The 23481-nt window shown below is 71.3% G+C and carries 24 protein-coding genes and 1 pseudogene; 19 read left to right on the top strand and 6 right to left on the bottom strand.

All coding sequences use genetic code 11. From position 1 onward, the window contains the following. Positions 1-55 precede the first annotated feature (55 nt). Positions 56-739 carry a glycerophosphodiester phosphodiesterase gene (locus ACFU3E_RS33060; RefSeq protein ID WP_384166720.1) on the bottom strand — a complete coding sequence of 228 codons (684 nt, stop codon included), beginning with the start codon at positions 737-739 and terminating at the stop codon, positions 56-58. 249 nt (positions 740-988) lie between these two features. On the opposite strand from ACFU3E_RS33060, the gene ACFU3E_RS33055 reads away from it, so the two are divergent. The 5 genes from ACFU3E_RS33055 to ACFU3E_RS33035 all read left to right on the top strand — a co-directional run bounded on the left by ACFU3E_RS33055 (position 989) and on the right by ACFU3E_RS33035 (position 5644). Continuing rightward, a complete protein-coding gene (locus ACFU3E_RS33055) occupies positions 989-2386 on the top strand; it encodes a DUF6421 family protein (RefSeq protein ID WP_384166717.1) in 1398 nt (465 codons plus the stop codon). 50 nt (positions 2387-2436) lie between these two features. Beyond that, the gene (locus ACFU3E_RS33050) at positions 2437-3186 is read left to right on the top strand and encodes an SDR family NAD(P)-dependent oxidoreductase (protein ID WP_384166726.1); all 750 of its coding nucleotides are present in this window, start codon (positions 2437-2439) and stop codon (positions 3184-3186) included. Then, complete coding sequence (locus ACFU3E_RS33045; protein WP_384166714.1) at positions 3183-4253, top strand: threonine aldolase family protein; 1071 nt, start codon at positions 3183-3185, stop codon at positions 4251-4253. The genes ACFU3E_RS33050 and ACFU3E_RS33045 overlap by 4 nt, the downstream gene beginning before the upstream one ends. Before the next feature lie 104 nt (positions 4254-4357). After that, on the top strand, positions 4358-4930 hold the full coding sequence (locus ACFU3E_RS33040; RefSeq protein ID WP_384166711.1) for a transglutaminase domain-containing protein: 573 nt from the start codon (positions 4358-4360) through the stop codon (positions 4928-4930). A gap of 12 nt (positions 4931-4942) precedes the next feature. Further along, entirely contained in the window at positions 4943-5644 is a 702-nt protein-coding gene (locus tag ACFU3E_RS33035; RefSeq protein ID WP_384166709.1) for a B3/4 domain-containing protein, read from the top strand. A 22-nt stretch (positions 5645-5666) separates the two neighbouring features. Here the strand turns inward: ACFU3E_RS33035 and ACFU3E_RS33030 are convergent, their stop codons facing one another. Further along, positions 5667-6395: a lysophospholipid acyltransferase family protein gene (locus ACFU3E_RS33030; protein ID WP_384166706.1), complete on the bottom strand. Its 729-nt coding sequence runs from the start codon at positions 6393-6395 to the stop codon at positions 5667-5669. 188 nt (positions 6396-6583) lie between these two features. Beyond that, positions 6584-6992: pseudogene (locus ACFU3E_RS33025) on the bottom strand (DUF4395 domain-containing protein). An 85-nt stretch (positions 6993-7077) separates the two neighbouring features. Here ACFU3E_RS33025 and ACFU3E_RS33020 point away from each other — a divergent pair. From ACFU3E_RS33020 to ACFU3E_RS33005, 4 genes are all read left to right on the top strand, one after another. Next, a complete protein-coding gene (locus ACFU3E_RS33020) occupies positions 7078-7491 on the top strand; it encodes a thioredoxin family protein (RefSeq protein WP_384166703.1) in 414 nt (137 codons plus the stop codon). A gap of 83 nt (positions 7492-7574) precedes the next feature. Then, complete coding sequence (locus tag ACFU3E_RS33015; protein ID WP_384166700.1) at positions 7575-8066, top strand: flavin reductase family protein; 492 nt, start codon at positions 7575-7577, stop codon at positions 8064-8066. Positions 8067-8284: 218 nt separating this feature from the next. Next, a complete protein-coding gene (locus tag ACFU3E_RS33010) occupies positions 8285-9073 on the top strand; it encodes an electron transfer flavoprotein subunit beta/FixA family protein (protein WP_384166697.1) in 789 nt (262 codons plus the stop codon). Between the two features lie 55 nt (positions 9074-9128). Further along, positions 9129-10091, top strand: a complete 963-nt coding sequence (locus ACFU3E_RS33005; protein WP_104789089.1) for an electron transfer flavoprotein subunit alpha/FixB family protein — start codon at positions 9129-9131, stop codon at positions 10089-10091. Between the two features lie 56 nt (positions 10092-10147). On the opposite strand, the gene ACFU3E_RS33000 is transcribed toward ACFU3E_RS33005, so the two are convergent. Then, the gene (locus tag ACFU3E_RS33000; protein WP_384166694.1) at positions 10148-11053 is read right to left on the bottom strand and encodes an endonuclease/exonuclease/phosphatase family protein; all 906 of its coding nucleotides are present in this window, start codon (positions 11051-11053) and stop codon (positions 10148-10150) included. A 192-nt stretch (positions 11054-11245) separates the two neighbouring features. Between ACFU3E_RS33000 and ACFU3E_RS32995 the strand changes: the two genes are divergently transcribed. Continuing rightward, entirely contained in the window at positions 11246-12547 is a 1302-nt protein-coding gene (locus ACFU3E_RS32995; protein ID WP_384166691.1) for a DUF6986 family protein, read from the top strand. A gap of 159 nt (positions 12548-12706) precedes the next feature. Beyond that, positions 12707-14566, top strand: a complete 1860-nt coding sequence (locus tag ACFU3E_RS32990; RefSeq protein ID WP_384166688.1) for a serine/threonine-protein kinase — start codon at positions 12707-12709, stop codon at positions 14564-14566. Here the strand turns inward: ACFU3E_RS32990 and ACFU3E_RS32985 are convergent. Both ACFU3E_RS32985 and ACFU3E_RS32980 read right to left on the bottom strand, forming a co-directional pair. Continuing rightward, positions 14512-15327: a hypothetical protein gene (locus tag ACFU3E_RS32985; RefSeq protein WP_384166685.1), complete on the bottom strand. Its 816-nt coding sequence runs from the start codon at positions 15325-15327 to the stop codon at positions 14512-14514. The two genes, ACFU3E_RS32990 and ACFU3E_RS32985, sit on opposite strands and share 55 nt — an antisense overlap. A gap of 7 nt (positions 15328-15334) precedes the next feature. After that, complete coding sequence (locus tag ACFU3E_RS32980; protein WP_384166723.1) at positions 15335-16399, bottom strand: LacI family DNA-binding transcriptional regulator; 1065 nt, start codon at positions 16397-16399, stop codon at positions 15335-15337. Between the two features lie 193 nt (positions 16400-16592). Between ACFU3E_RS32980 and ACFU3E_RS32975 the strand changes: the two genes are divergently transcribed. From ACFU3E_RS32975 to ACFU3E_RS32940, 8 genes are all read left to right on the top strand, one after another. Next, positions 16593-17546 carry an ROK family protein gene (locus tag ACFU3E_RS32975; protein ID WP_384166682.1) on the top strand — a complete coding sequence of 318 codons (954 nt, stop codon included), beginning with the start codon at positions 16593-16595 and terminating at the stop codon, positions 17544-17546. Between the two features lie 156 nt (positions 17547-17702). Then, positions 17703-18146, top strand: coding sequence for a helix-turn-helix transcriptional regulator (locus tag ACFU3E_RS32970; RefSeq protein WP_384166679.1), 444 nt, complete (start codon positions 17703-17705; stop codon positions 18144-18146). A 10-nt stretch (positions 18147-18156) separates the two neighbouring features. Continuing rightward, positions 18157-18573 carry a VOC family protein gene (locus ACFU3E_RS32965; protein ID WP_384166676.1) on the top strand — a complete coding sequence of 139 codons (417 nt, stop codon included), beginning with the start codon at positions 18157-18159 and terminating at the stop codon, positions 18571-18573. 97 nt (positions 18574-18670) lie between these two features. Continuing rightward, positions 18671-21073 (top strand): ATP-binding cassette domain-containing protein, encoded by a 2403-nt coding sequence (locus tag ACFU3E_RS32960; protein ID WP_384166674.1) that lies wholly within the window; start codon positions 18671-18673, stop codon positions 21071-21073. 143 nt (positions 21074-21216) lie between these two features. After that, complete coding sequence (locus ACFU3E_RS32955) at positions 21217-21492, top strand: hypothetical protein (protein ID WP_384166671.1); 276 nt, start codon at positions 21217-21219, stop codon at positions 21490-21492. 50 nt (positions 21493-21542) lie between these two features. Beyond that, on the top strand, positions 21543-21779 hold the full coding sequence (locus ACFU3E_RS32950) for a hypothetical protein (RefSeq protein ID WP_384166669.1): 237 nt from the start codon (positions 21543-21545) through the stop codon (positions 21777-21779). A 65-nt stretch (positions 21780-21844) separates the two neighbouring features. After that, positions 21845-22045, top strand: coding sequence for a hypothetical protein (locus ACFU3E_RS32945; RefSeq protein ID WP_384166667.1), 201 nt, complete (start codon positions 21845-21847; stop codon positions 22043-22045). Between the two features lie 145 nt (positions 22046-22190). Continuing rightward, a complete protein-coding gene (locus ACFU3E_RS32940) occupies positions 22191-23234 on the top strand; it encodes an NUDIX domain-containing protein (RefSeq protein ID WP_384166664.1) in 1044 nt (347 codons plus the stop codon). The last annotated feature ends 247 nt before the right edge of the window (positions 23235-23481 follow it).

The raw sequence follows: 23481 nt of genomic DNA, 5'->3' as shown, positions 1-23481 counted from the left end.
CAACGCGGCAGAGGCGCGTGCCAGACCCCGCGTCCGCGGTCTGATCCAAACGACACTAGGCTGTGAAACGGCCCGTGCGCTTGATGTCCGGGTGGTCGGTGGTCGCGCCGTCCAGGCCGAAGGCGCGGACGAGTCGCAGCTGGTCCTGCGTGTTCACCACCCAGCCGATGATCTTCAGATCGGCCTTGCGGGCCCGCTCCACGATCTCCAGGGTGAGCCGGCGGATATTCAGGCAGACGGTCTCGGCACCGGCCTCGACGGCACGGTCCACGATGTCGGTGCCGTAGCGGCTGGCGATCAGCGCGGTGCGCACGCCCGGCACCAGGGGCTTGATCTCGGCGATCGCCTCGTCGTGGAAGGAGGACACCTCCACCCGGCCGGCCAGCCCGCGCTGGTTCATCACCTCGGCCAGCGCCCGCGCCGCCTGCGCGTCCTTGATCTCCGCCTGGAGCGGCGACTGAACGGCCTCCAGGACCTCCTCGAAGACCGGGACCCGCTCGCCCCGGCCCGCGTCCAGGGCGCGCAGCTCGGCGAGGGTCTTCTCGGCGATCGGCCCGGTGCCGTCGGTCGTGCGGTCCACATCCGTGTCGTGCATGACGACGAGCGCGCCGTCCTTGCTCAGATGCAGATCGAGCTCGATGGCGTCGAGGCCCGCCTCCTGGGCGGCGACGAAGGACCGGAGGGTGTTCTCGGGCTCCACACCCATGACTCCGCGGTGACCGATGGTGAGGAAGTTCAAGACGCGACTCTCTTCCGTCGACAGGCGGCACTGGTGGCCTGACGGCCCCCCTGACCGTATCGCCTGGACCCGCCCTGTGCAGAGAGTGAGGGCATGGTCGCCGCACATCCGGGCAGGAGCAGGGCCGACAGGAAAAAGTGCGGTGAGATACAGGGTCGGGCAGGATATTTTCCCGGGTTCGCCCTTGCTGGGAGGAACCTCGTGTGTATACGGTCTGCATACGTGAGATTCTCCCGTGGAAGGTGGGACATGACGGAAATTCTTGTGCAGGTGGGTTCGGAGGAAGGTCTTCCTCCCGTGGCCAGGGTGGTGGAGCACCCGGCATGGCCCGTGCTCAAGGATGCCGTGGAGCGGATCCGGCCATGGCAGTCCAAGGACGGGTCGATCGACTTCGACGCCGAGGGCGCGCCCGACCCGGCCGACGCCGAGCTCGCGGTCCGCCAGGTCACCGACGCCGTCCTGGAGCTCTCCCCGCTGCTCCCGCACGACGCCGCCTACCACGAGGCCCTGGTCAAGGACCTGACCCGGTGGGCCGACAGCGGTTTCCAGGTGCCCGACTTCCTCGACTCCCTGCTGGCCTTCCAGCCCGCCGCGAACCGCGCGGACGGCCTGCAGCACTTGGTCGTCTTCCCGATGTACACGCAGAACGGCAACCCGGACCGCAACCTCGAGGCGGTCGTGCTGCGCATGGTCTGGCCGGACTGGCTGGCCGAGCTGGAGCGCACCCGTTACGACAATCCGCTCTTCTGCGGCATCACCTTCGAGGACTTCACGGCGGGCTACGACACCAACTCGGCCGTCCTGTTCCCCGAGACCATCGCCGTGCGCGAGGCCCCGGAGCGGTTCACCTGGGGCGGCATCTTTTGCGACCGCGAGGCCGCCCGCTTCCGCCGCGTGACCGACGCCGCCGTCGACATCCTGGGCCTGGAGCTGCCCGAGGACGTCGCGGCGATGGTCCACGACCAGAAGCGCTGCGAGGAGGCGTTCGTCCTGTGGGACATGGTCCACGACCGCACCCACAGCCACGGCGACCTGCCCTTCGACCCCTTCATGATCAAGCAGCGCCAGCCGTTCTGGATGTACGGCCTGGAAGAGCTGCGCTGCGACCTCACCGCCTTCAGGGAGGCCGTGAAGCTCTCGGCCGACGGCGTCCCGCAGGCCGGTGACGTGCAGGTCGCGGTCCTCTTCGACCGGATGTTCCGCTTCCCGGTCACCGGTGAGCGCGTGCGCAACTACGACGGCCTCGGCGGCCAGCTCCTCTTCGCCTACCTGCACAAGCACGATGTCGTCCGCTGGACCGACAACAAGCTCACCATCGACTGGGAGCGCGCCCCGCAGGTCACCAACCAGCTGTGCGCCGAGATCGAGGACCTGTACCGCGACGGCATCGACCGCCCGAAGCTCGTCCACTGGTTCGCCGGCTACGAGCTGGTCTCCACCTACCTCTCCCCGCACCCGGGATCGAAGTGGGCCAAGGGTCCCGACGCCCTGGACACGACGCAGCCGCCGCGCAGACTCGTCGATGACGTGCTTCCGGACGAGTTTCCGCTGAGCATGTTCTATGAGGCACTGTCCAGGAAGCTGAAGCACGTGATCGCCTCCACCAAGGGCATCACGGCGGACAGCGCCGAGCGGATCGCCGCGTGAGCGGCGGAGTCTTCCACGAGACCGGGAACGCTGCTCAGGAGGCGAAGAAGATGGCGGGGAACGGAGCTCTCAGCGGTGCGGTGATCGCGGTGGCCGGAGCGGGCGGTCCCGCCGGCCGGGCGGCGATCCTTAGGCTGGCCGAGGCGGGGGCGACGGTCGCCGCCGCGGACAACGACCCGGAGCGGCTGGCGGAGGCCGTGGACGCGGCTCGGTACGCCTCCGGAGGCGCGACGGTCACCGGCGAACCGGTCGACCTGCTGGACCTGCAGTCCACGCGCGACTGGGCCGCCCACATCGAGAAGGACTTCGGCCGCGTCGACGGCCTCGTCCACCTCGTGGGCGGCTGGCGCGGCAGTGAGACCTTCATCAAGACGAGTCTCGACGACTGGGACTTCCTCGAGCTGCTGCTGATCCGCACCGTTCAGCACACCTCGCTGGCGTTCTACGAGGGCCTGCAGCGCAGCGACCGCGGGCGGTACGTGCTGATCAGCGCCGCCGGTGCCTCGAAGCCGACGGCGGGCAACGCCTCCTACGCCGCCGCCAAGGCCGCCGCCGAGGCCTGGACGCTCGCCCTGGCCGACGCCTTCCGCAAGGCCGGGGGCACCGAGGGCCCGACCTCGGCGGCTACGATCCTGGTGGTGAAGGCGCTGGTCCACGACGCGATGCGCGCCGACCGCCCCAACGCGAAGTTCGCGGGCTTCACCGACGTCAAGGACCTGGCCGAGGCCATCACCGAGGTCTGGGAGAAGCCCGCCGCCGAAGTGAACGGAAACCGTCTGTGGCTCACCGAGAAGCCGTGAACCCGCCGAAGACCGACGCCCGCCGTCATCACGACCCCGAGGTCCGCGGGTTTGCCAGCGACAACTACGCCGGGGCCCACCCGGAGGTCCTCGCAGCCCTGGCCCTGGCCAACGGCGGGCACCAGGTCGCCTACGGCGAGGACGCGTACACCGAGAACCTCCAGCACGTGATCCGCAGCCACTTCGGGCCCACGGCCGAGGCGTTCCCGGTCTTCAACGGCACCGGCGCGAACGTCGTCGCGCTCCAGGCGGTCACCGACCGCTGGGGCGCGGTGATCTGCGCGGAGAGCGCGCACATCAACGTCGACGAGTGCGGGGCCCCGGAGCGGGTCGGCGGCCTGAAGCTGCTGACCGTTCCGGCGCCCGACGGCAAGCTCACGCCCGAACTGATCGACCGGCAGGCGTTCGGCTGGGACGACGAGCACCGGGCGATGCCGCAGGTGGTCTCCATCGCCCAGGCCACCGAACTGGGCACGGTCTACACGCCGGAGGAGATACGCGCCCTGTGCGAGCACGCCCACGCGCACGGCATGAAGGTGCACCTGGACGGCTCCCGGCTGGCCAATGCCGCCGCCACCCTGAACGTCCCGATGCGGACGCTCACCAACGCCGCCGGCGTCGACATCCTCTCCCTGGGCGGCACGAAGAACGGCGCCCTGTTCGGCGAGGCCGTCGTGGTCCTCAACCAGGACGCCGTCAGCCACATGAAGCATCTGCGCAAGCTGTCCATGCAGCTCGCCTCCAAGATGCGCTTCGTGTCGGTGCAGCTGGAGGCCCTGCTCGCCCGGGACCTGTGGCTGCGCAACGCCGGTCACGCCAACGAGATGGCTCAGCGCCTCGCCGAGGGCGTGCGGGCCGTGCACGGTGTGGAGATCCTCTACCCGGTGCAGGCCAACGCGGTCTTCGCCCGGCTGCCCCATGACGTGAGCGAGCGCCTCCAGAAGCGGTTCCGCTTCTACTTCTGGGACGAGGCCGCGGGCGACGTCCGCTGGATGTGCGGCTTCGACACGACCGAGGAGGACGTGGACGCGTTCCTGGCGGCGCTGAAGGAGGAGATGGCCCGCTAGGGCCGTCGCCATCGACGATCCGCGCACCGCCGATGGTGCATACGTATGCTGCAGGGCGTAAAAAGATTGACCGTGGAGTGGGTCCCTCTCTACGCTCTGCCCGCATGCAGCTGATCCAGCAAACACCGGACCTTTCTGCCTTTGTGGCAGCCGACGAGGCGATCGACCACCATCACCCGCTCGTGCGCGAGACGGCGGCGAAGCTCGCCGTCGGGGCTGACGACGTGTATGAGTATGCGCAAGCGGCCTTCGAGTTCGTGCGCGACGCCATCCCGCACTCGCAGGACTCCGGCGATCTCCGTGTCACCTGGCGCGCCTCCGATGTCCTGGAGCAGCGCACCGGCATCTGCTACGCCAAGGCCCACGCGCTGGCCGCGCTGCTCCGGGCCGAGGGCATCCCCGCCGCGCTGTGCTACCAGAAGTTCGAGGTGGTGCACGGCCTGGTGGCCGTGCGGTTCGACGGCGCGTGGCACCGGCAGGACCCCCGGGGCAACAGGCCCGGTGTCGACGCCCGGTTCTCCCTCGACGGTGAACGGCTCGCCTTCACGCCCGACCTTGCGTCCAATGAACTGGACTATCCAGTCCTGTATGCTGCACCGCATCCGGTCGTCCTGGACGCCCTCACGGCAGCTCGCGACCGGCCGCACCTGTGGCAGACACTCCCCACCGCACTCTGAGGCAAGGCGACCATGACGCTCACGCTGACCGTGTCCGACGACGTACGCGCTCTCGCGCCGGGTTTCACCCACGTCGCGATCGAGGCGCACGGCCTGGTCAACGGGCCGAGCAGCGACGCCAGCTCGGCGCTGCTGGACGACGCGGCGCGCCGGCTCGCCGTACGGCTGGACGGCCGCGCTCCGCACGAGGACCCGCACATGGCCGCCTGGCGCGAGACCTACACGGCGTTCGGCTCGAAGCCGTCCCGTACCCGCAACTCCGCGGAGGCGCTGGCCAAGCGGGCCCTCTCGGAGGCCGGGCTGCCCCGGATCAACCTGCTCGTCGACCTCTACAACGCCATCTCCGTCGCCCACCTGATCCCCGTCGGCGGCGAGGACGCCGACCGCATCCAGGGCGGCATGCGCCTGATCCGCGCCACGGGGGAGGAGGACTTCGTGACCGTCGCCGGAGGCGAGGGGACCGTCGAGCACCCCGACGTGGGCGAAGTGGTGTGGCGCGACGACGCGGGCGTGACCTGCCGCCGCTGGAACTGGCGCCAGGGCCCGCGCACCCGGCTCACCGAGCAGACGACATCGGGCATTTTCCTGCTGGAGGGCCTCACACCGATGCGGGTCGCCGAGGTGGCGGCGGCCGCGGCGGAACTCGCCGAGCTGCTGTCGAAGTTCAGCCCGGGAGCGGACATCGCCGTCCGCGCTCCGGAGCCCTCCGCCTGAGCTAGCCCGGCCCGGGGCGGCGTCAGTGCGCCTCGGCCGCCCGCACCTGCTCCGGCGTCGGGGCCGTGCCGCCGAGGTGGGCCGGCATCCACCAGGTGTCGTCCGGGCCCTTCGGACGGACGGGGTAGGCGCGCTGGGCGGCCTCCAGGAGCTCCTGGACGCGCTCGCGCAGCTGGCGTGTGATGGCGCCCGCGTACTTGTCGCGGGAGGCCTCGATCGCCTCGCCCACCCGGATCGTGATGGGGATGTGGCTGCGCTTGAAGTTGCGCGGCTGGCCCTTGGTCCACAGCCGCTGTGTGCCCCACACCGCCATCGGGATCAGCGGGACGCCGGCCTCCTGCGCCAGGCGCGCGGCGCCCGACTTGAAGCTCTTCAGCGTGAACGACTGCGAGATCGTCGCCTCCGGGAAGACCCCGACGATCTCGCCCGACCGCAGCGAGTCCAGGGCGTGGGCGTAGGCCGCCTCGCCCTGCTTGCGGTCCACGGGGATGTGCTTCATCCCGCGCATCAGCGGGCCGGAGATCTTGTGCCGGAAGACGGACTCCTTCGCCATGAAACGCACGAGACGTTTCTGCGGCAGCGCCGCCAGGCCGTCGAAGACGAAGTCCAGGTAGCTGATGTGATTGCTCACCAGCACGGCGCCGCCCGAGCGCGGGATGTTCTCCGAACCCTGGCAGTCGATCTTGAGGTCCCACACCTTGAACAGCGTGCGGGCGAAACCGACGACGGGACGGTAGACGAGCTCTGCCATGGGCGGGTCGGACCCTTCCTGCTCTGCCTGGGAAGGGATTCCCAGTGGAAAAGTTACGCAGCCGTAGGTTTACGGCTTGCCGCAGATCGTGCCCGAAGAACGGCCGGGTAGCCAGTCCTCGTGCCTGTCGGCGGGGAGATTCTCGTCACGTCGCCCGCCGGTTCCCACCTCGTGCTTTTGCGCTCCCATTACTCCGCGCGGACCGTCACCCGCCGCACGAGCAGGTACAACTCGCAGCCCAGGCAGTACCCGAACGCCGCAGTGAGGAAGGCGGCGGCGAGCGCGGCACCGGTCGCCGCGAGTCCCAGCCGGCCGGGCCCCAGGGCGGGGCCGACGAGCCCGAGTCCGGCGAGAAACAGCCCCACCACTTGGGCGAAGCGCGGCGGTTCGGGCGCCTCGAATTCCGTCGGCGGCCCGAGTCGCGGCCGTACGGCCTTGGCGAACAGCAGGCCGTAGGGGGCGGCTCACCCCGCCCGCGGCGCCGAGCGGGAACGCCAGCGTCTGCCAGGTCAGCAGCCAGGCGTTCCCCGTGACCAGAACGACCGCCAGGACTGCGGTCGTGACGGCCGCGCCGAAACGCGGCCCCCTCACATCGATGCCCCATGGGAACCAAGCGTTCCGCAGGGCGGCCGGGTGGAGGGGCCGGGAATCTTTGCGGTCTCGTGAACGCTTGCAGCAGGTGATGACCGGACTGGTGGTATGCGTGGTGGTGCTCGCGGCGGCGAGCGCCTTCGGAGTGCCGCAACGGCGGCGGGGCGGGAGAGTGCGGGTGCGCGGGCGCGACGACGGCAAGCGGGTCGATGCGGCGGGACTGGGCGCGGAACTCGGCGAGCGGGCCACGCTCGTGCAGTTCTCCAGCGCGTTCTGCGCGCCCTGCCGGGCGACCCGGCGGGTTCTCGCCGAGGTCGCCGGCCTGGTGCCGGGCGTGACCCACGTCGAGATCGACGCCGAGGCCCACCTGGATCTCGTACGGCGGCTGGACGTCCTGAAGACCCCGACCGTGCTGGTCCTGGACGCCGACGGCCGCGTGGTGCGGCGGGCCACGGGGCAGCCGCGCAAGGCCGACGTGATCGCCGCGCTGGGGGAGGCGGTGTGACGGGTGTGACGCCGCCAGTGAGCCATCTCCCACATCACGGAACCAGCTTGACCGCGCGTACCAGTTATCGTCAGCCTGACCCCATGCCTGCGGACCTTCTCGCCACGCCCGACCTCCTGCGCTCGGTCTTCCGGCGGCACGCGGCAGGGGTCGCCGTCATCACCGCTCGTGGCGAGGCGGGTCCGGTGGGCTTCACCGCGACGTCCCTGACGTCCGTCTCCGCCGAGCCGCCCCTGCTGTCCTTCGGAGTCGGCACCGGCGCCTCCAGCTGGCCCGCGATCGCGGCGGCGGACCACGTCGGCGTCCACATCCTCGGTGAGCACCAGCAGGAGCTGGCCGCCACCTTCGCCCGCAGCGGCGCCGACCGCTTCGGTCCGCCCACCGCCTGGGGGGAGGGGCCCGAGGGCGTTCCCGTCCTCGACGGGGTGCTGGCCTGGCTGGTCGGCCGGATCGTCGCGCGCGTGCCCGCCGGGGACCACCGGATCGTGCTCGCCGAGGTCGTGCACGGGGACCCCACGGGCACCGGCCGTCCGCTCCTCTACCACCAGGGACGATTCCAGCGTCTGGGTGACTGAGCCAGGTGCCCCCGGGCTGCGTGACCGTCGAGTTCCGGTTACGCTGCGTTGCGAAGGTCACAGTTCAAAGCGCTTGCTTAGCGGGAACGAACTGGGTGTACTGACGAGTAATATTTCGCTCGGGGCGTGGGTCGCCCCGACCGGGATCGGACGCTAGAGGCGCCTATGCTGCCTGCAAGTAGGCAGCATGGAAATGACGATGCAGTAGGAGAGCCGGCGTGAGCTTGAGGATCGTTGTCACTGTGAAGTACGTGCCCGACGCCACCGGCGACCGGCACTTCGCCGATGACCTGACCGTCGACCGGGACGACGTGGACGGTCTGCTCTCCGAGCTCGACGAGTACGCGGTCGAGCAGGCGCTGCAGATCTCCGAGAACTCCGACGACGACGTGGAGATCACCGTTCTGACGGTGGGCCCCGAGGATGCCAAGGACGCCCTGCGCAAGGCGCTGTCCATGGGCGCGGACAAGGCGATCCACGTCGAGGACGACGACATCCACGGCACCGACGCCATCGGCACCTCCCTGGTCCTGGCCAAGGCGATCGAGAAGGCCGGCTACGACCTGGTCGTCTCCGGTATGGCCTCCACCGACGGCACCATGGGCGTCGTGCCCGCGCTGCTCGCCGAGCGCCTGGGCGTCCCGCAGGTCACCCTGCTCTCCGAGGTCTCCGTCGAGGACGGCACGGTCAAGGGCCGTCGCGACGGCGACGCCGCCTCCGAGAGCCTGGAGGCCTCCCTCCCGGCGGTCGTGTCCGTGACCGACCAGTCGGGCGAGGCCCGTTACCCGTCCTTCAAGGGCATCATGGCGGCCAAGAAGAAGCCGGTGGAGTCCTGGGACCTGTCCGACCTCGACATCGAGGCGGAGGAGGTCGGCCTGGAGGGCGCCTGGACCGCGGTCGACGGCGCGGCCGAGCGCCCGGCCCGCACCGCGGGCACGATCGTCAAGGACGAGGGCGAGGGCGGCAAGCAGCTCGCTGAGTTCCTCGCGGGCCAGAAGTTCATCTGAGCCCGGCATTCGCTGACCGCCCCTCATCTTTCGCAAGCAGGAGAGAAGAAGTCCCATGGCTGAAGTTCTCGTCTACGTCGACCACGTGGACGGCGCCGTCCGCAAGCCCACCCTGGAGCTGCTGACCCTGGCCCGCCGCATCGGCGAGCCGGTCGCCGTCGCGCTGGGCAACGGCGCCGGTGACACCGCCGCCACGCTCGCCGAGCACGGCGCGGTCAAGGTCCTCACGCACGAGGCCGCCGAGTACGCCGACTACCTGGTCGTACCGAAGGTCGACGCGCTGCAGGCCGCCCACGAGGCCGTGTCCCCGGCCGCCGTGCTGGTCCCGTCCTCCGCCGAGGGCAAGGAGATCGCCGCCCGTCTGGCGCTGCGCCTGGGCTCCGGCATCATCACCGACGCCGTCGACCTGGAGGCCGGCGACGAGGGCCCGGTGGCCACGCAGTCGGTGTTCGCCGCGTCCTTCACCACCAAGTCCCGTGTCTCCAAGGGCACCCCGGTCATCACGGTCAAGCCGAACAGCGCCGCCGTCGAGGCCGCCCCGGCCGCCGGTGCGGTCGAGGCGCTGTCCGTGTCCTTCTCCGCGCAGGCCACCGGCACCAAGGTCACCGGCCGTACGCCGCGTGAGTCGACGGGCCGTCCGGAGCTGACCGAGGCCGCGATCGTGGTCTCCGGTGGCCGTGGCGTCAACGGCGCGGAGAACTTCGCGATCATCGAGGCGCTCGCCGACTCCCTCGGTGCCGCTGTCGGTGCCTCGCGTGCCGCGGTGGACGCCGGCTGGTACCCGCACACCAACCAGGTCGGCCAGACCGGCAAGTCCGTCTCGCCGCAGCTGTACATCGCCAACGGCATCTCGGGCGCGATCCAGCACCGCGCCGGTATGCAGACCTCGAAGACGATCGTGGCCGTCAACAAGGACGCCGAGGCCCCGATCTTCGACCTCGTCGACTACGGCGTCGTCGGCGACCTCTTCGACGTCGTCCCGGCCCTGACCGAGGAGATCAAGACCCGCAAGGGCTGATCGACCCGGGCCGCAGAAGGCCCCCGTGACCGCGCGAACGGTCACGGGGGCTCTTCTCATCCCAGGGTCATCGAGGCCTGCACCGGCAGATGGTCGCTCGGATACGTCCCGTCCGCGCTGAAGGTGTTCATCCCGGCCCAGTGCGTGGTCACCCCGGGCGTGGTGAGGATCCAGTCGATGCGCCGCCCGCCGGGCCTGGGCGCCCGGTAGCCGTGGTGCGTCCCGTACGCCGGACCCCGCGAGGCCGCCGCGTCCCAGGCGTCCACCAGTCCGATGTCCAGCATGAGGTGGTGCACCCGGTTGTCGTGGGCGGCCGCGTTGAAGTCGCCGGTGACGATGACCGGTGACGACCGGTCCCACGCGGCGATCGTCTCGCCGATGAGCCCCGCCGCGCGTTCCCGGGCGTACTGGCTGACGCTGTCCAGGTGGGTGTTGAGGACGTAGAACTCCCGTCCCCCGTCGGCGAGATCGGCGAAACGGACCCAGGTCACCATGCGCAGCCAGTCCGCGTCCCAGGTGTTCGAGGCGATCGCGTACGGGGTGTCGGACAGCCAGAAGTGGTCGAACTCGATCGGCTCAAGTCTGCGCGTGTCGTAGAAGACCGCCATGAACTCGTCCTTGCTGCCGCCCCCGCGTCCGGTGCCGATCCAGTCGTAGTGCTCGCCGAGATCCTTCTCGATCGCGCGCACTTGCCGGTAGAGCCCTTCCTGGGTGCCGATGACGTGCGGTCGCTCGCGGCGCAGCAGTTCTCGCATCACCGGTCGGCGCACCTCCCAGCGCGGTGTCCTGTCGACGACGGTCCCGAAGCGGACGTTGAACGTCATGACGTCCAGGGCGCCCGGGTGCTCGCCGGCGGACGCGGGCTGTGTGGGGCCCGCGGTGGTGAGCAGCGGTCCTGCGACGGCGACGGCCGCCGCCGCCTTGAGCCCGTGGCGGCGCGTCACTCCGACCTCGTTCGGCACGTGGTCTCCCTCCCCTTGCACGTCAGGATGAAGCTTGCCTTCTGAATACGGAAGATGAGGGCGGGTCGGCGGTGACCAAGGGTGAAGGATGGGGAACCGCCCTTCAAGACGGTGTTGACCAGGGTGAAGATCGGCAGTTAGCTTCGTTCTGCGGATTTTTGATTCCGCTTTACGGAAAATGGAGGGTGTGGAATGGGGCAGGGCCGGCAGGAGAACGTGGCGACGAGTCTCGCGGGTGCCATCAGCGAGGAGATCAGCGCCTCCCTCGCCCCCGTCGACGCGGAACTGGAGCGCCGCTACCCGGGAGACCCCGGCACCCGTCAGCCCGTGCACACCGTCTACGTCCCCGGAGACGTCTTCGCTGCCGACACCATCCGCACCTGGGGCGAGCGGGCGCTGGCCGCCCTCGACGAGCACGCTCCCGACGCCGCGTCCTTCGCCGCCGTCCTCGGTCTCTCCGAGGAGCTCGCCGAGCCCGTCCACGCGCGCGTGCGCGCCAAGCTGGAGCGCGAACCGATCGAGGACCTGCGCGTCGACTTCGAGGACGGCTACGGCAACCGCCCCGACGCCGAGGAGGACCAGGCCGCCGCCCGGGCCGCCCGGATCGTCGCCGAGGCCTACGCGGACGGCACGGCCGCCCCGTACATGGGCATCCGCATGAAGTGCATGGAGGTGCCCGTACGCGCCCGGGGCATCCGCACCCTCGACATCTTCCTCACCGGCCTGATGGAGTCCGGCGGTCTGCCCGCCGGGCTGGTGCTCACCCTGCCCAAGGTGACGTACGCCGAGCAGGTCACCGCCATGGCGCGGCTGCTGGACGCCTTCGAGAAGACGCACGGTCTCGCACCCGGCCGGATCGGCTTCGAGATCCAGATCGAGACCAGCCAGTCCATCCTGGCCGCCGACGGCACCGCCACCGTCGCCCGCATGATCCAGGCCGCCGAGGGCCGCGCCACCGGACTGCACTACGGCACCTTCGACTACAGCGCCTGCCTCGGCGTCTCCGCCGCCCACCAGGCCGGCGACCACCCCGCCGCGGACCACGCCAAGGCCGTCATGCAGGTCGCGGCGGCCGGTACCGGTGTCCGCGTCTCGGACGGCTCGACGAACGTCCTGCCGGTCGGCCCCACCGCGAAGGTCCACGACGCCTGGCGCCTGCACTACGGCCTCACCCGCCGCGCTCTGGCCCGCGCCTACTACCAGGGCTGGGACATGCACCCCGGCCACATCCCCACCCGCTACGCGGCTGTCTTCGCCTTCTACCGCGAGGGCTTCGAGCAGGCCGCCGCCCGCCTCGCCCGCTACGCCAACCGCACCGGCGGCGACGTCATGGACGAGCCCGCCACCGCCAAGGCCCTCAGCGGCTACCTGCTGCGCGGCCTGGACTGCGGCGCCCTGGACATCGGGGAGGTCGCCCGGCTGACCGGACTGACCCGCGCCGACCTGGAGAGCTTCGCGGTGCCCCGGCGGGGAGACCTGACGGCCTCCGCCTGACGGCTTCCGCCTGACGGCGTCCGTACGACGTACCGGACGGCACGTACCGGCCCTGTCACAGCCGCCCTCACCTGCTGTCGCCGCCACTGCCGCCCCGTAGTCTGTACGCCACGTACGGGCGTGTCAGTGCATCCGGTGGGTCACAGGAACGGGGCAGCGGTGTCAACGGGGGAGTACGGGCAGGCGGACGGGGCCGGCCGGCTGCTGGCAGGGCGTTACCGCGTCTCGGCCCAGCTGGGCCGGGGCGGCATGGGCGTCGTCTGGAAGGCCGTCGACGAGGTCCTGGGCCGTGAGGTCGCGGTCAAGGAACTGCGCACCTACACCGACGCGGCCGGTCCCGAACTGGCCGGCCTGCAGCTGCGGATGCAGCGCGAGGCCCGTGCGGCGGCCCGGGTGCGCCACCCCGGCGTCATCGCCGTGCACGACATCGCCCAGGTCGACGGCCGCCCGGTCATCGTCATGGAACTGGTCGACGGGCCGTCCCTGGACGACGTGCTGCGTGAGCGCGGCACCCTGGACCCGGGTGAGGCGGCCGGGATCGGGGCGAAGGTCATGGACGCGCTGGCCGCCGCCCACACCGCGGGCGTCCTGCACCGTGACGTCAAGCCGGGCAACATCCTGCTCGACCGCTCGGGCCGGGTCGTCCTCACCGACTTCGGCATCGCCACGATGGACGATCCGGGGGACGGTTCGGCCACGCACCTCACGCGCAGCGGCGAACTCGTCGGCTCCCTCGACTACCTGGCCCCCGAGCGCGCCCAGGGAGCCGACCCGGGCCCCGCCTCCGACATCTGGGCCCTGGGCGCCACGCTGTACGCGGCCGTCGAGGGCTCCTCGCCCTTCCGCCGCACATCCACCTTCTCCACGCTCACCGCGATCGTCACCGAGCCGCTGCCGGAGCCCCGCCGCGCCGGCCCCCTCGCGCCCGTCCTCCGGCGGCTGCTGGACAAGCGTCCCGAGTCCCGCCCCGAGGCCGACCAGGCCCGCGCACTGCTCCAGGCGGTCGCGGACGGCGGCGGCACGGACACGCCGACCTCTTCCTTGCGAGGCCCCGCGGTCTCACCCCCGCGCGCGGAGACGGAGCGCAGCGTCCCGTCGGCACCGCCGGGGTTCGGACCTCCTCGGCAGGGCGCCGCCGGACCTCGAGAGGGCACGGACACACCGGGCTTCGGCGCGGCAGCCGCGTTCGGAGCCGCGGGAGCGGCGGGGGAGGGCGGGCCGGGCCACGCCGGCCCCGGCCACCCGGCGCCGCAAGGCTTCGGTCCGCAGGGCCCGGGCACCAGCCCCCAGGGCTTCGGTCCGGTCGATCCCGGCAGCGCCGCCCCCGGTGCTTCCGCCGCCACCGCCCCGATGAACGCCGACCGTGCCGCGTCCCGCCGCAAGGCACGCGTCCTGCTCGCCGCCGTGGCCGTCACCGTCGTCCTCGCCACCGCCGGTACCACGGCCGCCCTGCTCGGCGACTCCGGCGGCAAGGAGACCGGGGCGCGGACCGACGCCGCCCGTGCGGACGCCGGGGCCGCCGAGCCCGGTGGTGCGGACGACGGTTCGAACGCCCCGGGAGCGACGCAACAGGGCGACGACAAGGGCAAGGCACCGTCCGAGAAGCCCCGCGACAACAAAAGCCCCGAGCCCACCGGCCGGGCGACCACCCCGGACCCCGACCGGTCCGCCGGCGGCGGCACCTCCGGGGGCGGCTCCGCCGCCGGCGCCACGACAGGAGGCCCGACCACCCCGGCCCCGGTCTGCCACGCCATCGGCGGCGGCAAGTACAACTGCCAGGTCTGGAAGACCGCAGACTCCTACACCGCCTCCGGCACCAAGGCCGGCATCCTCAAAGCGGGCACCAACTACTTCTACTGTCAGCAGAACCTGGGCCGCCGCGAGTCGTCCGGGGAGTGGACCAACGTCTGGTGGGCGAAGACCGACGACGACAGCGGCAACACCGACGTCTGGGTCAGCGACGTCTACATCAAGGGCGGCGACAACGACGCGCCGGTCCCCGGGCTCCCGCTCTGCTGAACGCGCGCCGAGACGGCCACGTACCGCTCGAGACCCGAGGCCGTCACCAGCTTCTCCTCGATGAACAGCCGCGTGCCCCGCTCGCACAGCCGCCGGTCGCCGCGGGCCCGCGCGCAGAACTCCTCGGGCACGACACCGAACAGCTCCCGCAGGCGCGGCAAGCCGACGAGGAGCTCGGTCAGCAGTTCCCGCTCACCCGGGTGCGTGCGCGGAGTGCCCGTGCCGTCGTGGAGGACGCCGTGCCGGTTGACGTAGGCGTACGCCCCGGGCAGGCGCGTGCCGTCCGCGAGGACGATGCGGATGTCGGGCGACGGCAGCCAGGCCCGGTCGAAGTTGCCGCCCGGCACCGGCGCGCCCTCGCTCGTGTCGATCACCGCGAGCTGCTCCGCGTCGAGCCACAGGACGAACAGCTCCCGCACAGTGTCCGGGGCGCCGACCGGTGAGGCCGACACGTACCCCGTGCGGCTCACATGCGCGGAGACGCCGGCGTCGACCCCCGTGACCCGGGCCTTCGCCATCGGCAGCGGCGACCTGATCCCGAACTCCGCCATCTTGTGCCGCAACTGCCCCGGGCAGCCGTTGGAGCCGATGGCGATGACCGGCGTGCGGTCCTCGTACACCAGCCGCTCCAGCGGCAGGAAGCGGTCTCCGTCGAGGAGCCCGGAATCAGCGGGCCACGCGCCCGGATACAGCAGCGGGTGCTCGCGCGGCGCCTCGGCCAGGCCCAGTGCTCGCAGCGTGCGATCGGTGGCGTCGTCCACGGGCCGCTCAGTCCGCCGGGGGGATCTCGCCCGAGCCGCGGGTGATCAGCCGGGTCGGCAGCTCGATGCGCTCGGGGGTGACAAGGGAGCCGTCCAGCTGCCGGAAGAGGCGTTCCGCCGCGGTGCGGCCGATGTCCGACGCGTCCTGGGCGACGACCGTGACGCCAGGCTGGAGCAGGTCGGCGAGCTCGATGTCGTCGAAGCCGACCAGGGCGACCCGGCGGACCTGCTCGGCGAGCACCCGGATCACGGTGACCGTCACCCGGTTGTTGCCCGCGAAGATCGCCGTGACCGGGTCGGGGCCGCTCAGCATCTCCTCGGCGGCTCCGCGTACCCGCTCGGGGCCGGTGACGCCGAGGGACATCCAGGACTCCGCCACCGGTATGCCGGCGTCCTCCATCGCGGCCCGGTAGCCGCGCAGCCGCTCGGCGGCGGTGTGGATGCGGGGCATGTCGCCGATGAAGCCGATCCGGCGGTGCCCGTGCGCGATGAGGTGGGTGACGCCGTCGCGGGCGCCGCCGAAGTTGTCCGACAGGACCACGTCGGCGTCGATGTACCCGGCCGGCCGGTCCACGAACACCGTGGCGACACCCGCCTTGAGCTCCGGCTCCAGGTACCGGTGGTCGTCCCCGGCCGGGATCACCACCAGCCCGTCCACCCGCCGTGCGCACAGGGCCAGCACCAGCTCCTGTTCGCGCTCGGGGTCCTCGGCGCTGGAGCCGTTGATCAGCAGGGCACCGTGCGCGCGGGCCACCTCCTCCACCGACCGGCTCAGCGGCCCGTAGAAGGGGTCGGCGAGGTCCTCCAGGACCAGGCCGATGCTCGCCGTACGGCCCTTGCGCAGCACCCGCGCGCTGTCGTTGCGCCGGAAGCCGAGGGCGTCGATCGCCTCCTGGACCCGCCGCTCCGTCTCGGGGGTGACCCCCGGCTCGCCGTTCACGACGCGGGAGACCGTCTTGAGGCCGACTCCGGCGCGTGCCGCGACGTCCTTCATGGTCGGCCGGGTGCCGTAGCGCGTGGCGGATCGGAGGGGAGTCTGGGGCACGGTGCGGTGTCCTGTCCTGTCGTCCAGGGGGTGCGTCGATCCTGGGTTTGTATGAGGATGTGGCGTCGAGCATAGAGCCTGGACAACGTTGTCAGGCTCGGGGGAGACTGTCCACCGCAATCGTCGGCCCGTGCACCGCCGCGGGACCGGCCTGCTGCCTGCCCTGCTTGATGGCCATTCTCGGCGTTTTTCTCATGCCCGACGGGGAGATCCGACTCTGATGCACACCGACCTCGTGGCCGCGCTCGACATCGGCGGCACCAAGATCGCCGGCGCCCTGGTGGACGGCCACGGCCGGATCCTGGTCCGCGCCCAGCGGCCGACGCCTGCCCGGGAGGACGGCGGCACCGTGATGCGGGCCGTGGAGGAGGTGCTCGGCGAGCTCACCGCGTCGCCGCTGTGGGAGCGTGTCACGGCAGTCGGCATCGGCAGTGCCGGACCGGTGGACGCCTCGGCGGGCACGGTGAGCCCGGTGAACGTGCCGGGCTGGCGTGACTACCCGCTCGTCGCGCGGGTCCGGGCCGCCGCCGGGAGCCTGCCCGTCGAGCTGATAGGCGACGGGGTGGCGATCACGGCGGCCGAACACTGGCAGGGCGCCGCCCGCGGCCACGACAACGCGCTGTGCATGGTCGTCTCCACGGGTGTCGGCGGCGGTCTGGTGCTCGGCGGCCGGCTGCATCCCGGGCCCACCGGCAACGCGGGCCACATCGGCCACATCAGCGTGGACCTCGACGGCGACCTCTGCCCGTGCGGCTCGCGCGGCTGCGTGGAGCGCATCGCGAGCGGCCCCAACATCGCCCGGCGCGCCCTGGAGAACGGCTGGCGGCCCGGCCCTGACGGGGACACGTCCGCCGCCGCGGTGGCCGCCGCCGCCCGGTCCGGCGACCCGGTCGCCGTCGGGTCGTTCGAGCGGGCCGCCCAGGCCCTGGCCGCCGGTATCGCCGCCACCGCGACCCTCGCGGAGATCGACATCGCCGTGATCGGCGGGGGAGTGGGCAAGGCGGGCGACCTTCTCCTCGCGCCCCTGCGCAAGGCCCTCGGCACCTACGCGACGCTGTCCTTCGTCCGGCACCTGACCGTGGCGCCCGCGCAGATGGGAACCGACGCCGGGCTGGTGGGCGCGGCGGCGGCAGCCCTGGCGAAGCGGACGGACGCGGCGGCGGCCGGGGTGTGAGACCGGGTCGGCTGATCGGGCAGGAACGTTCAGCCTGCGGTGGCGTGATGCGGGCCGGTGCGGGTGCTGACGGTGACCCCGGGGCTATACGGACCGGTTCGGTCCGTATAGCCGGAAATCAACCGCACGTGCGTGCGATGTGGCACGATCACGCTTGTGAGCAGCAGACCCGCCTCGGCGCAGCACCTGCGTGACCTCGCCCGGCTGCGCCGCGTCAAGGACCGGATCGACCGGGAGTACGCGAAGCCTCTGGACGTCGAGGCACTCGCCCGGGGTGCGCACATGTCGGCCGGGCACCTCAGCCGCGAGTTCCGGCAGGCGTACGGCGAGTCGCCCTACAGCTACCTCATGACGCGGCGCATCGAGCGCGCGATGGCGCTGCTGCGCCGGGGGGACCTCAGCGTCACCGAGGTGTGCTTCGAGGTCGGCTGCGCGTCGCTGGGCACCTTCAGCACCCGTTTCACCGAGCTGGTCGGCATGCCGCCCAGTGCCTACCGGCGCGAGGCGGCGCGCGCGACGGCGGGCATTCCGTCGTGCGTGGCGAAGCAGGTGACCAGACCGATCAGGAATCGAGAAGCGCCCGCCCCGAGCCGAAACTAGCGTGATGGCCATGGACCTTCACATTCACGCCAGTTTCCTTCCCCACGACGACCCGGACGCCGCCCTGGCGTTCTACCGCGACACCCTCGGTTTCGAAGTCAGAAACGACGTCGGATACGAGGGCATGCGCTGGATCACGGTGGGTCCCGTCGGCCAGCCCGGCACGAACATCGTGCTGCACCCGCCGGCCGCCGACCCCGGCATCACCGAGGACGAGAGCCGCACCATCGCCGAGATGATGGCCAAGGGCACCTACGCCAGCATCGTCCTGGCCACCACCGACGTCGACGGCACCTTCGAGCGGGTGCAGGCGGGCGACGCCGAGGTGGTCCAGGAGCCGGTGGACCAGCCCTACGGCGTTCGCGACTGCGCCTTCCGCGACCCCGCGGGCAACATGGTCCGCATCCAGCAGCTGAAGGCGCAGTAGCCCCCCGCACCGCATTCCCCGCGCCGTCCCTCGGCGACCGGCGCGGGGGAACGAGATCGTCCGAGCGCGGCAGCCCCGCCCGACAGATGGAGACACCATGAGCAAGGCCACGACGACGGACAGACAGTCGCCCGGGCCGCACGTTGCCGACAGCCATGACGTGATCCGCGTGCACGGCGCGCGCGAGAACAACCTCAGGGACGTCAGCATCGAGATCCCGAAGCGACGGCTCACGGTGTTCACGGGTGTCTCCGGCTCGGGCAAGAGCTCGCTGGTGTTCGACACGATCGCGGCGGAGTCGCAGCGGCTGATCAACGAGACCTACAGCGCCTTCCTGCAGGGCTTCATGCCGAACCTGGCCCGGCCCGAGGTCGACGTGCTGGACGGGCTGACGACCGCGATCGCCGTCGACCAGCAGCGCATGGGTTCCGACCCCCGCTCCACGGTCGGCACCGCCACCGACGCCAACGCGATGCTGCGGATTCTCTTCAGCCGGCTGGGCACGCCGCACATCGGCCCGCCCGGCGCGTTCTCCTTCAACACCGCGTCGGTCTCGGCGAGCGGTGGCATGACGGTCGACCGCGGCGCCGACAAGACCAGGACGGAGAAGGTGACCTTCAGCCGCACCGGCGGCATGTGCACGCACTGCGAGGGCCGTGGGACGGTCTCCGACATCGACCTCACCCAGCTCTACGACGACTCCAAGTCGCTCTCCGAGGACCCGTTCACCATCCCCACCTACACCGGGGGCGGCTGGGTGGTGCGGGTCATCGCCGAGTCGGGCTTCTTCGACAAGGACAAGCCGATCCGCGAGTACACCAAGAAGGAGCGGCACGACTTCCTCCACCGCGAGCCGACCAAGGTGAAGATCAACGGCATCAACCTCACCTATGAGGGGCTGATCCCGAAGATCCAGAAGTCGTTCCTGTCCAAGGACCGCGAGTCGATGCAGCCGCACATCCGGGCCTTCGTGGACCGGGCGGTCACCTTCACCCGGTGCCCGGACTGCGACGGCACCCGGCTCAGTGAGCTCGCCCGCTCCTCGAAGATCGGCAGGGTCAGCATCGCCGACGCCTGCGCGATGGAGATCCGCGACCTGGCGGAGTGGGTGCGCGGGCTCGAGGAGCCGTCGGTGGCGCCCCTGCTCGCCAAGCTCCAGCACACCCTCGACTCGTTCGTGGAGATCGGGCTCGGCTACCTCTCGCTCGACCGCTCTTCGGGCACGCTCTCCGGCGGCGAGGCACAGCGCACCAAGATGATCCGCCACCTCGGGTCCTCGCTCACCGACGTCACCTACGTGTTCGACGAGCCCTCCATCGGCCTGCACCCCCATGACATCCAGCGGATGAACAACCTCCTCCTGCGCCTGCGCGACAAGGGCAACACCGTGCTGGTCGTGGAGCACAAGCCGGAGACGATCGCCATCGCCGACCACGTCGTGGACCTCGGCCCCGGCGCCGGCACGGCGGGCGGCACCGTCTGCTTCGAGGGCACCCTGGAGGGGCTGCGCGGCAGCGACACCGTCACCGGCCGGCACCTCGACGACCGGGCCAAGATCAAGGCGACGGTCCGCAGGCCCACCGGCGCGCTGGAGATCCGGGGTGCCGCGGCCAACAACCTGCAGGGCGTCGACGTCGACATCCCGCTCGGCGTCCTGACCGTGGTCACCGGTGTCGCCGGCTCGGGCAAGAGCTCGCTCGTGCACGGCGCGATGCCCCGGCAAGCAGGGGCCGAGGGCGTGGTGGCGATCGACCAGACCCCGATCCGCGGCTCCCGGCGCAGCAACCCGGCGACGTACACCGGGCTGGCCGACCCGGTCCGCAAGGCCTTCGCCAAGGCCAACGGGGTGAAGCCGGCGCTGTTCAGCGCCAACTCCGAGGGTGCCTGCCCCACCTGCAACGGTGCCGGTGTCATCTACACCGACCTGGCGATCATGCAGAGCGTCGCCACCCCGTGCGAGGAGTGCGAGGGCAGGCGGTTCGAGGCGTCGGTGCTGGAGTACCGCCTCGGCGGCCGCGACATCAGCGAGGTGCTGGCGATGCCGGTGGCCGAGGCCGAGGAGTTCTTCGGCAGCGGAGAGGCCCGCACGCCCGCCGCACACAAGATCCTGGAGCGGCTCGCGGACGTAGGGCTCGGCTACCTCACCCTCGGCCAGCCGCTCACCACCCTGTCCGGCGGCGAGCGGCAGCGGCTGAAGCTGGCCACGCACATGGGCGAGAAGGGCGGCGTGTACGTCCTCGACGAGCCGACCACCGGTCTCCATCTCGCGGACGTGGAGCAGCTGCTGGGCCTGCTCGACCGGCTCGTCGACTCCGGCAAGTCGGTCATCGTGATCGAGCACCACCAGGCGGTCATGGCGCACGCCGACTGGATCATCGACCTCGGCCCCGGTGCGGGCCACGACGGCGGCCGGATCGTCTTCGAGGGCACCCCGGCCGACCTCGTCGAGGCCCGCTCCACGCTGACCGGGGAGCACTTGGCGGCCTACGTGGGCGCCTGACGGAGGCCTTTGCGGCCGTGAGGCCAGCACTCGAGGGCTCGCCTCACGGCCTCCATGTCGGACATCAAGTACAAATCATGCGAATATCGGCGCCGGTCGAGGGCACTCCGTCTCCTGAAATCCCCCACGGAACGGAGCCGCTGATGATCATCAAGAAGATGCACGAGATGGGCGTCCGCAGCGAGCACGCCTACATGGCCGGCATGGCCTCCATCGGCCTCAGTGTGGTCGCCTGGGTGGGCTCGCGGAAGATGGAATCCGGCACAGGTGTCGCCCGTGCCGACCGCTGGGGCATCTTCGTCGGCGAATGGGCCCCCACCTTCTTCGGCCTGGGCCTCGCCCTGTCCCACTACGAGCAGCAGGACGGCACCCTCACCGCCGACGTCCACGAGTTCCGGCCGTCGCGGAAGGCGGGCTGAACGGCCCATCCCGGCGCGCGGCCGGCACCGTCCCCGCGCACCCTGGTGCCATGGCGTCCGTGAAGCCCGTCGTGGTCTACCCGCCCGCCGCGGACGGCGGCCGGCGGGTCCGTGTGGACGACCAGTTCCTCGGCATCGCCTACGGGCCGCTCGACGTCGCCGAGTTCCTGCGGCGCGCCGGGATCGAGGACGCGGACGCGGCGTACGTGGCCGCCACGGGGCTGATCGAGTGGCGCGGCGGCGGTCCGGGAGTGTGGGCGACCGACCGGGACGGCGACTCCGCGTAGCGCCCGCCTCGCCCGGTCGTACGCGGCTGCGTGACCCCGGGGCGGGTCCGGCAGTTGAGTCGGGCATGAAGAAGCGCAGCATGCTCGCCATCGCCTCCCTCGCCACCGGCTTCGTCGTCGCGGCCGTCACCCCGTCCCACGCCCTCGGGGACAGCCTCGGCACCCTGAGCGTCGACGAGACCCTCAAGAGCCTCGACGAGACCGTCGCCAAGGACAGCCTGTCCCTGGACCGGGAGGACGGCGCCCAGGCGAAGAAGAAGGGCTGACGAGCCGCACGGCCCCGCAGCCACGGCGCCGTCGCTCCCGCGTGAGGGGGCGCCGGCGCCGTCGTCATGCGCCCTCAACTGCGGCTGGTTTCCGTGGCAGGGTGGAGCGGGCAAGCCTCAGGGGGCCAACAGAAGAGGGGGACCTGTGACCGTCGTCTGGATCAACGGCGCGTTCGGTGCGGGGAAGACCACCACCGCACGGGAACTGATCGAACTGATCCCGAACAGCACGCTCTTCGACCCGGAGATCATCGGCGGCGCGCTCGCCCAGCTGCTGCCACCCAAACACCTCGCCGAGGTCGGCGACTTCCAGGACCTGCCGATCTGGCGGCGGCTGGTGATCGACACGGCGGCCGCGATGCTCGCCGAACTCGGCGGGACCCTCGTCGTCCCCATGACCCTGCTGCGCCAGGAATACCGCGACGAGATCTTCGGCGGCCTGGCCGCGCGCAGGATTCCGGTCAGCCACATCCTGCTCGCTCCGGCTGAAACGATACTGCGGGAGCGGATAGCGGGCCGTGAGGTTCCGCGGGACCTGCCCGACGGCGAGATACGCATACGCCAGTGGTCCTTCGACCACATCGAGCCGTACCGGGCCGCCCTCGCCTCCTGGCTCACCGCCGACGCCCATCCGGTCGACACCGGCGATCTCACGCCGTACGAGACGGCCGTCCGGATCGCCGAGGCCGTCACCAGCGGTTCCGTGCCCGTCTGCGACATCGTGCAGACGCCCGAGCCCACCGCCGAGACCGTCGCCGCCGGAGTGCTCCTCTTCGACGAGCAGGACCGGGTGCTGCTCGTCGACCCCACGTACAAGGCCGGCTGGGAATTCCCCGGCGGCGTCGTCGAACCCGGCGAGGCGCCCGCGCGGGCCGGGATGCGGGAGGTCGCCGAGGAGACCGGCATCAGCCTCGACGAGGTGCCGAGCCTGCTCGTCGTCGACTGGGAGCGCCCCGCACCCCCCGGGTTCGGCGGTCTGCGCCTCCTCTTCGACGGCGGCCTCCTGCACTCCGCGGAGGCCGGGCGGCTGCTGCTGCCCGGCCCGGAGCTGCGCGCCTGGCGGTTCGTCACCGAGCAGGAGGCCGCCGACCTGCTGCCCCCGGTGCGCTACGAGCGGCTGCGCTGGGCCCTGCGGGCCCGCGAACGCGGAGCCGCGCTCTACCTGGAAGCCGGGGTGCCGGTCGGCTGACACCGGGCTCGCCGCTCGCGCGCCCTTTACCCGGCACGGGGGATTCCGAGGGAAAAGCAAAAGGAAACGGCGCCGGAGTCACGGCCAATCACTTCCCAAGGAATCTCCCGCACACACTCACGCGGTGGGTAATCACATTCCCCGCTCTCGCCAACACTTCTCCATGTCCGCAAACAATCCCTTTTCTCACCCCTGCGCGGCTTGACCGGACTCGCACGCCATTGCGAAAGTCCGCAGAGTCTCACGG

The sequence above is a fragment of the Streptomyces sp. NPDC057424 genome, assembly GCF_042803315.1.
GTDB lineage: Bacteria > Actinomycetota > Actinomycetes > Streptomycetales > Streptomycetaceae > Streptomyces.
This window is presented reverse-complemented; position numbering and strand designations above follow the sequence as displayed.